Raw genomic sequence first — 9,090 nt, 5'->3', positions numbered from 1 at the left:
TGAGCTTATTATTGACTAGAGTCATGCTCCCCCAGCTACGCCCTGGATGAGGCGGTGGTGGACTACTATTACCGGGCAGCTCACCAAGCGGGGGCTCAATTTGCCCCCCGTTCTTTTCTCACCGGCAAGCTCAACTTGCCCATCGAAGACGACTTTCGCGTGGTGACCAAGCCCATGGCTCTGGTCTGGGGAGAACAGAACCGCCTCACCGGCCCAGAACAGGCAGAGCGATATCGCACCTTGCGCCCGGAGGTGCCGATTTACCGATTGCCGGGGGCTGCTTTTCCGCACATTGAAGCGCCGCAGACCTTTTTGTCGGTGGCTTTGCGCTTCTTGGCCGAAGCCGATCCTGCTCTACCGGGATGACGGACAGGGGATCCCTTCACCCCTTGGAAGAAAACAGCTGGGGATTGACGCAAGAAGCAGCCCTGACATCAGGGGGAACGACCGTACTCTCGGCTGACGCGACCACCCCCAGCCACTTCCCTGAGGGGAAAGGGGAGTTGGTACGAGTCCGGCAACTCAAGTGGGCTCCCCGGCCTTATCTTCCCAGGGATCACTATCCACAGGAGTGGAGCTGGAAGGGGGAGGGGCAGGCTCAGAAGGAGGGGCCTCTTCTTTGGCATACTCCTGTTCCCAAGCCGGTTGTTCGGGGGCGGGTGCGGGCTCAGGCGGGCGTGGACGCACAGGCTGCGGCTCAGGTTCAGGCTCTTCTTCTGCGTAAACGTCTTCTTCTTCGGCCTCGTATTCCTCGTCGTATTCTTCTTCGTAATCTTCCTCGACGGCGGAACTCTCGACAGCACTGGGCAGGGCAGGAGCAGGGCTAACTCCGGCTTCCCAAGGGGGCTTGCCGATTCCCAGGGTTTCCAAAATCCCCTTGGCCAGTTGGGTTAGGCGGGTCTCAGCGCCATCGGCAACAATAAGGCGATCCCCGCCCACAGAGACAATCTCGTCAGTGGAGAGCAGATAGGTGCTGAGGATGAAGCCGGGTAAAAAGGTGAGGCCGAGGTTGGAGAGCACCAAACCCGTGATGATGCCGGAGACGGAGTTGAACTCAAAATCCTTAACTTTGCCGAGGCGGATCCCTTCTTCGGTTACCACCTCGCTGCCAACCACGCGACTCAGGCCCTCCAAATCCAAGTTATCGAAAACTTCTTCGCTGGGGACAAGAACTGCATCCTGACCCAACGCTGTTACCTGCCGCAGCTCCATCAAACGGGGGGATCCGGCAAGGGCTTTTTCCAGCACCCCCAGCACCAGAACCTGCTTGGCTTCCAGATCCGCCCAAACTTCGCTGACTACCCCAAGCCGGGCTGCGTTGCCCTGGCTGATCACCTGCGTTCCCAGAACCTGTGACCGCCGACGAACCTCTGATCGCACCAGCGCAACAGATCCTTTCCCAGTCGTCATGATGGTTTCCCCGTCGTAAGTCAAAACGTTCCCGTTGTTGGGCTGCGTGTCTGACACAGTTCGCCAGAATTAAGTAAGTTAATAGTACCACTGCCTGTCTCCTCCCTCGCGGGCTGCCCAGGTGGGATCCCGGCCAATCTGCCTGCTCCAGGCCAGAAACTGCTCTGCCATCGCGCCCAGGGAATAGTGCTCTTCTGCCCGTTGCCGACAGCGGCTCCTGTCGATGTGATCTAGGCGCTCTACAGCCTCTGCCAAAGCTGCCACGTTGTCCGGCTCGACGATCCAGCCGGTTTCTCCATCGCTGACAATTTCCGCGGGCCCACCCCGGCGGTAGGTAATCACCGGCACGCCACAGGCCAAAGCTTCCACCGCCACCAAGCCAAAGGCCTCCACCCACTTGGGGGTCATGATCAAGGCTGAGCATTGCCCCAAGATCCGCTGCATTTGCGGGGTGGGCAAAAACCCTCGGTAATCCAATTGGGCATGCGGGTACTGCTCTTGGATCTGCTGCCAGTAGCCTGGCTCTTGCAGGTGGCCTAGGATCACCACCGGCCTTCCCGTCTTCTCGGCTAGGGCAGCACAGTCTTCCAGGCCCTTTTCGGAGGCAATGCGCCCAATCCAACACAGGGATCCATTCCCTTGGGGCACAAAGTCGTAGAGGCGCAGATCCACCCCGCAGGGCAGATAGACAAAGGGATCTCGGCCCGCAGCCATCTCGGCCTGGGCAAAGGCAAAGGTCTGGGCTTGCGCCCGCGAATGCACCGCCAGCCGACCAGGGTAGCGATGGGCAATGTGCTCTAGAGCCTGATCGACGGCATCGCTGAGGGATCCCATGCTAACAATGTGGGCCACCGGGGTGCGGAAAAAATCCGTCAAATAAAACGAGAGCCAATCGTAGCTCCAGTTCACGATTAGATCGAACTGATCTTGCAGGTGGGCAGCCCGCTGCCACAGGTTGGCCAGCAGAGAGGGGGTGTGGATCAGAACCGGCTGATCGCGGCGCTGGGTTTGCGCATAGGCCGGGGGAAGGCCCGCCACCGGCTCGATCACCTCCTCCGGCAACTCCGCCATTCGGGATCCCACAGGGGCCAACACCCGCACTTGGGATCCCATCTGGAGTAAGACACGCGTCAGGTTGGCAAGATTGAGCTCCACACCACCACCGGCCCCGGATCCCAGAGGCCCAACAGGGGTGGAGAGGAACAGATAGCGGTAGGGACGAGCCATAGGGAGAGCCTCGGTAGCTCAGCCCATTATCTTCTCAATCCGGATACCCGACTCCTTCTGCCTGGCCTCAAAGCCCCCAGCCTGCCCAGAACTTTACGAGGCTTTGGCTACAAAAATTTCTCCCTTCTCCACCTTGACCTTGTAGATGGCCAGGTCTGCCTTGGCCGGGCCACGGGTACGGCTGCCATCGGCAGCAAAAGCCGAGCCATGACAGGGGCAGACAAAGTTCTCCCCCCGCCAGTTCACATCACACCCCGCATGGGGACAGGCGGCATCCAAAGCCAGCAGAGAATCTTCTTTTTGCGGATCCCCGACCAGCCAGAGGGTGGCGGTGTTTTTCCCAAAGGCGTTTTCCACCTTGAAGGGGCCATCTTTGAGATCGGCCAGAGTGGCAACTTTCACAAACTCCGGCTCAGAAGCCTTAGAGCCAGAAGCAGTTCCCTGGGCCAGGGCAAAACGGCGCCGGGTAAACCCAGGTAACCAACCCACCAACGAGCCCAAACCAAGAGCCAGCCAGCGAAGAAAACCGCGACGATTGTTGTACATGGCCATGTGTCCTTGGAGGTGTGCAAAATGTGCGTCATGAGCCAGCAAAAGACCGGCCCCTTCAGAAGGGATCCCCGTACAAATGCTGCCCTTAACATTTTGTTACACCGGAACAGTTTCGGCCAGGGCCAAGCCGCACTTTTTCCGGCTAGAGTACGCAGCAGCAGGCATCTTGGTTGCTTCATTGATTTGGCCGATGGGATGGGATCCCTTTCGGCTGTTGTACGCCTGGAGCCTAGGGTCGGGAGGTAAACAGCTCAGCAACCGTGCAGACAAAGCCGGGCAACAGGGGAGAAGACAACGCATCCTGAGCCAACAGCGTTTCTACCAAGACCAACTGGGCCTGTTGTCTGCGATACACCTCTACTCTCTGAGCCAGCCGATCGACGATCCAGTACTCTTGCACCCCATGCACAGAGTAGAGTTTCCGTTTTGCCAAGCGGTCTCGATCCTCATGAACTTTTCCAGGTGATAGGACTTCAACCACCAGCTCAGGGGCACCCCGAAAATGTCCTGCTTCATCTTGAATCTGGGACAGCCGCTCATAACTAACCCAAACAACATCGGGAGACACATTATCAAATTCGGAAAAGAGGATCCCTGGCATGATTGAGGGTTCTCCCAATCCTGTTTCTAGCGACCACCGATGCAGTGCGGAGAACAAACACCCGATAATGTGCTGATGTTTGTGATGAGGAGAGCGAGTCACCAGCAGTTCTCCGTCGATGATCTCGTAGCGGATCCATTCATTCTCTGGCAGAGCCTCGATATCCCGAAGGGTCCAGCGTACTTCTGTGGCAGTCATTGGCTATCCCTATAGCAATGGATGGTGCTATGCCCAGGGCACCCTGCGGCTATACCTACGGCACTGGGCCGACACCTGCAGCGCTGTCGCAACGGCGGAAACCACACTTGGCGTAGCCAAATCTTAACCCAGGATCCCGTTCACAGAAGCGGGACGGAGTCCTCCCTCTCTGGCCACGACGGCTCAATGGATAGAGGTTCTCTAGAGCTGGACTATTGGCTGCGCTATCGTGTGGGGCTAGTTGGGATAGATGCGCAAGCGGCGGTTGGGCTCTTCGCCAAAGCTTTGGGCCCGCAGGTGGTAATGTTCCACCAACTGGTGTTGGAGCTTGCGGATCAGAGGCGAACGGGGCAAAAGTTCCACCGGCTGAGACTTGGGAATGACGATTTGCTCCACTGCCAGGCGGGCTTCTTCCAGAGCTTCGGTTTCATCGCCGGAGCTGGCGCGAATGAACAGCTCCAGGTCGGAATCGGATCCCTCTTCGCTTTCAATGTTGAGAATATGGCGCAGGGCGCGAGCCAGGGCAATCAGAGTATTGGCCTTGACGGTGTGAATCGGGATCTGGCGGGAGTGGGCCATCTGCTGGATCTTGGAACGGCTACGCACTTGGGATCGCAAGGCCAAGACAATGTCTGCCTCGTCTAGATCTTTGGTGACATCCGCCGACAGTTTCAGGGTTTGGATCACCTGCTCCAGGTAGAAGCGGCTCACTCCGTAGGGGTAGATCATCAGCGGCCCATCCGGATTCTGCTGCCGTCCTGTCGGGGCTAGGGCGGATCCCTCCCAGTCCAAATCTTCTTCTTCGTCAGAGCCGGATTCTACTCTGGATTCGGCCACCACCTGAGGGGCAGGACGGGATCCCGCCGGCGTTAGCGGGACGGAGTCCTCTCGCCTCTCCAGGAGCAAACCCGATTCTCCTTGCTGCTGCGAGCGACTTTCAATCGGCTCTGAAGGCAGAGCTTCCATCCGTCCAGAGCGTTGCCATCCTCCCCGCTCCCGTGCTGCGGAGATTGTGCTGCCGGCAGGGGGCCATTGGGGGCCAGATAGAGCCGGGCGCCCGTTTGCGCCAGCGGTGCTCCGCACTATCACCACCTGGCCGTGTTCGTCTAAACTGCGGGTTTGGGTCAGCGGCTCGCGGTTGCGCAAGAGACGATCCACAGTGGCGGCCACATCTTCGTGGATGACCCAGCGGGATCGCTCCAGCATCTCTATGGCAATCTCAAACGTAGGGGGAGCTTTGCGCTCCAACACACTCTTTTGAGAGCCGCGCCGCCGCGCCTCTTCATCTCCCAGGGTGACGGATTGGATCCCGCCTACCAAGTCGGAGAGGGTGGGATTTTTGATCAGGTTGTCGATGCGGTTGCCATGGGCAGTGGCCACCAGTTGTACCCCCCGCTCGGCAATGGTACGAGAGGCCAAGGCTTCCAGTTCGGTGCCGATCTCGTCGATGACCACCACTTCGGGCATGTGGTTTTCCACTGCCTCGATCATCACCTTGTGCTGCAGCTCTGGGCTGGCCACCTGCATCCGTCTGGCCCGACCAATACCCGGATGGGGCACATCGCCATCGCCGGCAATCTCGTTGGAAGTGTCGATAATGACCACTCGTTTGCCCAGCTCATCGGCCAGCACACGGGCAATCTCCCGCAGGGCCGTGGTTTTGCCCACCCCCGGTCGGCCCAGCAACAGCATGGAGCGCCCCTGTTCCACCAGGTCGCGGATCATGCTGATCACGCCGATAACGCAGCGACCCACCCGACAGGTAAGGCCGATGATCGTGCCTTGGCGGTTGCGGATGGCACTGATCCGGTGCAGGGTAGAGGCAATGCCTGCGCGGTTGTCACTGCTGAACTCTCCAACCCGGCTGATCACCTGATCCAAGTCGGCCCGGGTGATCACGTCTTCTGAAAGGTAATCGGCAAAGCCGGGGAAGCGGGCTTCGGGGCGGCGACCCAAATCCAGCACCACCTCCACCAACCGATCCAAGTGGGGATGCTGTTCTAGGCGCTCGCGAATTGGAGCCGGCAGGATATCCAAAAGCTTGCTCAGGTCGTCGCTGTATTGAACCTGGCCGGGAAAAGAGTGCTCCGCGCCGCTGACGCAAGCGGTGCGTTCAGCACTTTCCGGATCCATCGACGGACTTGGGGTTGAGGGCTGTACGGGGAAACTCATGGCTGAGCAACGTCGTTAAACGCGGGAAAAACAGGTTTGCTGATCAGCGATGGAAAGGGCTCTGCACCGCTGACGGGAACGCCGCTTTACTTGCTGCACCAACTGCTTGGCCAACGGGATCCCTGCCACCAATCCAGGATTCCATCCTGACTCCGATGAGCTGTGAGCTGGCTCTTCCAGATAGGCTGACACCAACTGTCGCGCATAGCTGCCGAAGGCCACCCCCGCCACTGGCCATCGGGGATCCAACAGCGGCAGCGTTTGGGCATTGGTTCCTCCTGCCAATTGCACATAGCCTGGCAGACCCATATTCAGCACCTTCTCGGCCAATTTCAGGGTGGCTTTGCCGGTGCCAGCTCCGATATCGCCACTCATAGGCCGGCCATCCACCTGCCAGATCAGCACTTCCGGCAAGGGATCCATAAGAGCCAGCAAATCCCTCAAGTAAGCCTCTAGGCCCGGACCATCGTTAAAGCTAATCGAGATGGCCTGGAGCTGAGGTAGCCAGGGCTTCAGGGATCCCCACAATTGCTCGAATGACCTCTGGCGACCAATGCAGGTGTGGATCTCCACCGCCTGAATGCCCAGCTCGACCAAAGGCGGCAAAACTTCTGACAAAGCGACCTGGTAGCCGAAGGTGGCAATGCGCCGGTGGGGGCAAACCGGCTCGCAGCGCCCACAGCCGTAGCACAGCTCTGTCTGGATGTGGACTTGAGCAGGAAGGGCTGCCTGGGTCAAAGCATGAGGGGGACAAACTGCCAGACAAGGCTGAGGACAGTCGGCAGGACAGACGGGAGCCGTCAGCACCGCCTTGCGGAAATGGACGTCTTCGCCGTCATTGACGCTGACCATCAACCAAGGGAACCCCGCCTGGGGATCTTCGGCTTGTGCCCGTTGGATCCCTTCTTGAGCGGCCCGCACAATGGCCGGATCGGCAGCGACATCAATGCAATCTGCCCCGGCCAGCGTGTAAAGGAAAGCCAGCTCCCGAACCGAGGGCAAGTGGTGGAAACTTGCACCGCAGATCAGCTTAAACCAAGTACCCTGTTGCAGCGAGGCGGTTGGCAAGGTCACAGGCACGAGAAACCGCTAGCAGGATGGGGATCTGAGCCGCAGGCCATCTACTCGAGATGGTAGCAAAGAAATTTCCAGGATCCTGAAGAGAGGTTCAGGCGCTCTGCAGAGGTTGCCAACGAATTGACCGTTCTCGGCCCAGTTCCACCACAAACTTCACTCCCTTGTCTTCCCGACTCAGCTTCACCAGGTAGGAGAGTTCCTGTTGGCTGAACACATGCCCTTCGTAAAACCAGAACACCAACCCCTTAGCTTTTGGGGGCAAGGTGGCCCGATACTGCTCGATCAACGCGGGAAAGAAATAGGTGCGCCGCTCCGATTTGCCCAGCGTGGCAGGCCGTACCCCATGAATGCACGTCAAATAGCTGGCCAGATCCCCGATTCCCTTGCTGGAGAGCGTGACCACCTCATACCCGGCTCCGCGCAGCCGCCGCAGGTAGTGCCCTTCGGATCCCCCCTCTGGGGTTACAAAGATGGCCAAAGCCCCAGATTGCTCCAGTTGCTGCACAAACTTTGAACCTGAGCCGACCAGCAGCATAGGAAGAACTCCATTACTCGTCTAGGGTTGGACAAGCAGCCCACCTGCGCTCATTGTAACGGGATGGCGCCTGAAGCTGGGGATAGAAGCTGCCAATGGAACCCATAGAATACTGGCTATCTCCCTGTTTTGCAGAAGGGAGCGTAAAGAAGGGTTAAGATACGGGTAACCTGCTTGCAGGTCTCAACCCACGGGTGGCGGACAAAGGCGGATGGATCCCCCTAGTAGGGATCGCCTCCCCGCCACTTACACAGCGACAACAGATGAACCTCATCATGCGACGACGCGAGCTGTTGACCTTGGCGGTGGCCGGGTTGATTACAGCACCCCTCAGCTTAGCAGGAGAGCAAAGAGCAATGGCCCAACAGACTTATCCCTTCACCAAAACCGACGCCGAGTGGCGGCAACTGCTCACCGAAGAGCAATACTATGTGCTGCGCCAAGAGGGCACTGAGCCCCCCTTCCGCAACGCTTACTACGACAACAAGGCCCCAGGTATCTACGTCTGTGCCGGCTGTGGGCAGGAGCTGTTTTCCTCGGCGGCCAAGTACGACAGTGGCACCGGTTGGCCCAGCTTTTGGGAGCCGATTGCTCCCCATGTGATCGGCACCAAGACGGACTGGAAATTGTTTGTGCCCCGCACGGAAGTCCACTGCTCTAACTGCGGTGGGCATCTGGGGCATGTGTTTCGGGATGGCCCCCCACCCACGGGTTTGCGCTACTGCATCAATTCTGCTGCCCTCAAGTTCATCCCAGCCACCACATAGAAATCCTCTTGGCTCCAGCTAAAACTGAGCCGCCTGTCTGGGTGAGCCTATGTCGGACTACACGTTCCTGGATGCTGCTTCGATTCTGCTGCGGGAGGGCCTGGAAGCTCTCTTGGTGCTGGTGGCACTGCTGGCCCTTATGAGCAAGAGCGGGCAATCGGCTCAGAAGCGCTGGGTGTGGATAGGGGGATCCGCAGGCTTGCTGGCAGCGGTGATGCTCGGCCTGCTGGTGAAGCTGTTTTTCCAGCAGATGCTCACCCACACGCGACAAGAGGTGCTGGAAGGGATCACCGGGCTGGTGGCAGCAGGTTTGTTGTTCTCGGTCAGCCTTTGGTTGCACCGCCGGGCTGCAGTGGTTTCTTGGCAAACCTTTGTGCGGGAACAGGCGCAGGCGGCACTGGCCACGGGTCAGGTTTTTTCCTTGGCTTTTCTGGCCTTTGTGGCGGTGTTTCGCGAGGGGGCGGAAACGGTGCTGTTTTATGTGGGGTTGGCCTCTTCCCTCTCGGCAAAAGATTTTTGGGCGGGGATCGGCCTGGGATCCCTGGTGTTGG

10 protein-coding genes are annotated in these 9,090 nt (G+C 58.9%); 3 read left to right on the top strand and 7 right to left on the bottom strand.

Annotated features, from left to right (window positions below; translation table 11 throughout):
• Positions 1-57 precede the first annotated feature (57 nt).
• On the top strand, positions 58-366 hold the full coding sequence (locus tag NW856_RS03735; protein ID WP_414399165.1) for an alpha/beta fold hydrolase: 309 nt from the start codon (positions 58-60) through the stop codon (positions 364-366).
• A gap of 156 nt (positions 367-522) precedes the next feature.
• On the opposite strand, the gene NW856_RS03730 is transcribed toward NW856_RS03735, so the two are convergent.
• From NW856_RS03730 to ndhN, 7 genes are all read right to left on the bottom strand, one after another.
• Positions 523-1,380, bottom strand: a complete 858-nt coding sequence (locus NW856_RS03730) for a PRC-barrel domain-containing protein (protein ID WP_414399163.1) — start codon at positions 1,378-1,380, stop codon at positions 523-525.
• 108 nt (positions 1,381-1,488) lie between these two features.
• Positions 1,489-2,637 (bottom strand): glycosyltransferase, encoded by a 1,149-nt coding sequence (locus tag NW856_RS03725; protein ID WP_414399161.1) that lies wholly within the window; start codon positions 2,635-2,637, stop codon positions 1,489-1,491.
• Between the two features lie 93 nt (positions 2,638-2,730).
• On the bottom strand, positions 2,731-3,189 hold the full coding sequence (locus NW856_RS03720; RefSeq protein ID WP_414399160.1) for a ubiquinol-cytochrome c reductase iron-sulfur subunit: 459 nt from the start codon (positions 3,187-3,189) through the stop codon (positions 2,731-2,733).
• Between the two features lie 229 nt (positions 3,190-3,418).
• On the bottom strand, positions 3,419-3,988 hold the full coding sequence (locus tag NW856_RS03715) for a Uma2 family endonuclease (RefSeq protein ID WP_414399158.1): 570 nt from the start codon (positions 3,986-3,988) through the stop codon (positions 3,419-3,421).
• A 237-nt stretch (positions 3,989-4,225) separates the two neighbouring features.
• The gene (locus NW856_RS03710; RefSeq protein ID WP_414399157.1) at positions 4,226-6,160 is read right to left on the bottom strand and encodes a R3H domain-containing nucleic acid-binding protein; all 1,935 of its coding nucleotides are present in this window, start codon (positions 6,158-6,160) and stop codon (positions 4,226-4,228) included.
• Positions 6,161-6,175: 15 nt separating this feature from the next.
• Positions 6,176-7,234, bottom strand: coding sequence for an LdpA C-terminal domain-containing domain (locus NW856_RS03705; RefSeq protein WP_414399155.1), 1,059 nt, complete (start codon positions 7,232-7,234; stop codon positions 6,176-6,178).
• 94 nt (positions 7,235-7,328) lie between these two features.
• Positions 7,329-7,772 (bottom strand): NAD(P)H-quinone oxidoreductase subunit N, encoded by a 444-nt coding sequence (gene ndhN / locus NW856_RS03700; protein ID WP_414399154.1) that lies wholly within the window; start codon positions 7,770-7,772, stop codon positions 7,329-7,331.
• A gap of 263 nt (positions 7,773-8,035) precedes the next feature.
• Between ndhN and msrB the strand changes: the two genes are divergently transcribed.
• On the top strand, positions 8,036-8,539 hold the full coding sequence (gene msrB, locus NW856_RS03695; protein ID WP_414399153.1) for a peptide-methionine (R)-S-oxide reductase MsrB: 504 nt from the start codon (positions 8,036-8,038) through the stop codon (positions 8,537-8,539).
• Between the two features lie 49 nt (positions 8,540-8,588).
• Positions 8,589-9,090: FTR1 family protein (locus tag NW856_RS03690; protein WP_414399150.1), on the top strand; the 502-nt coding region annotated here is incomplete at its 3' end.

The organism is Synechococcus sp. R3-13, from assembly GCF_047462195.1.
Taxonomy (GTDB): domain Bacteria; phylum Cyanobacteriota; class Cyanobacteriia; order Thermostichales; family Thermostichaceae; genus Thermostichus.
This window is presented reverse-complemented; position numbering and strand designations above follow the sequence as displayed.

What these genes read in the sequence shown, in the direction of transcription:
- NW856_RS03725 (WP_414399161.1), bottom strand. Translation starts at nt 2,637, where the DNA reads ATGGCTCGTCCCTACCGCTATCTGTTCCTCTCCACCCCTGTTGGGCCT.
- msrB (WP_414399153.1), top strand. Translation starts at nt 8,036, where the DNA reads ATGAACCTCATCATGCGACGACGCGAGCTGTTGACCTTGGCGGTGGCC.
- NW856_RS03710 (WP_414399157.1), bottom strand. Translation starts at nt 6,160, where the DNA reads ATGAGTTTCCCCGTACAGCCCTCAACCCCAAGTCCGTCGATGGATCCG.
- NW856_RS03720 (WP_414399160.1), bottom strand. Translation starts at nt 3,189, where the DNA reads ATGGCCATGTACAACAATCGTCGCGGTTTTCTTCGCTGGCTGGCTCTT.
- NW856_RS03715 (WP_414399158.1), bottom strand. Translation starts at nt 3,988, where the DNA reads ATGACTGCCACAGAAGTACGCTGGACCCTTCGGGATATCGAGGCTCTG.
- ndhN (WP_414399154.1), bottom strand. Translation starts at nt 7,772, where the DNA reads ATGCTGCTGGTCGGCTCAGGTTCAAAGTTTGTGCAGCAACTGGAGCAA.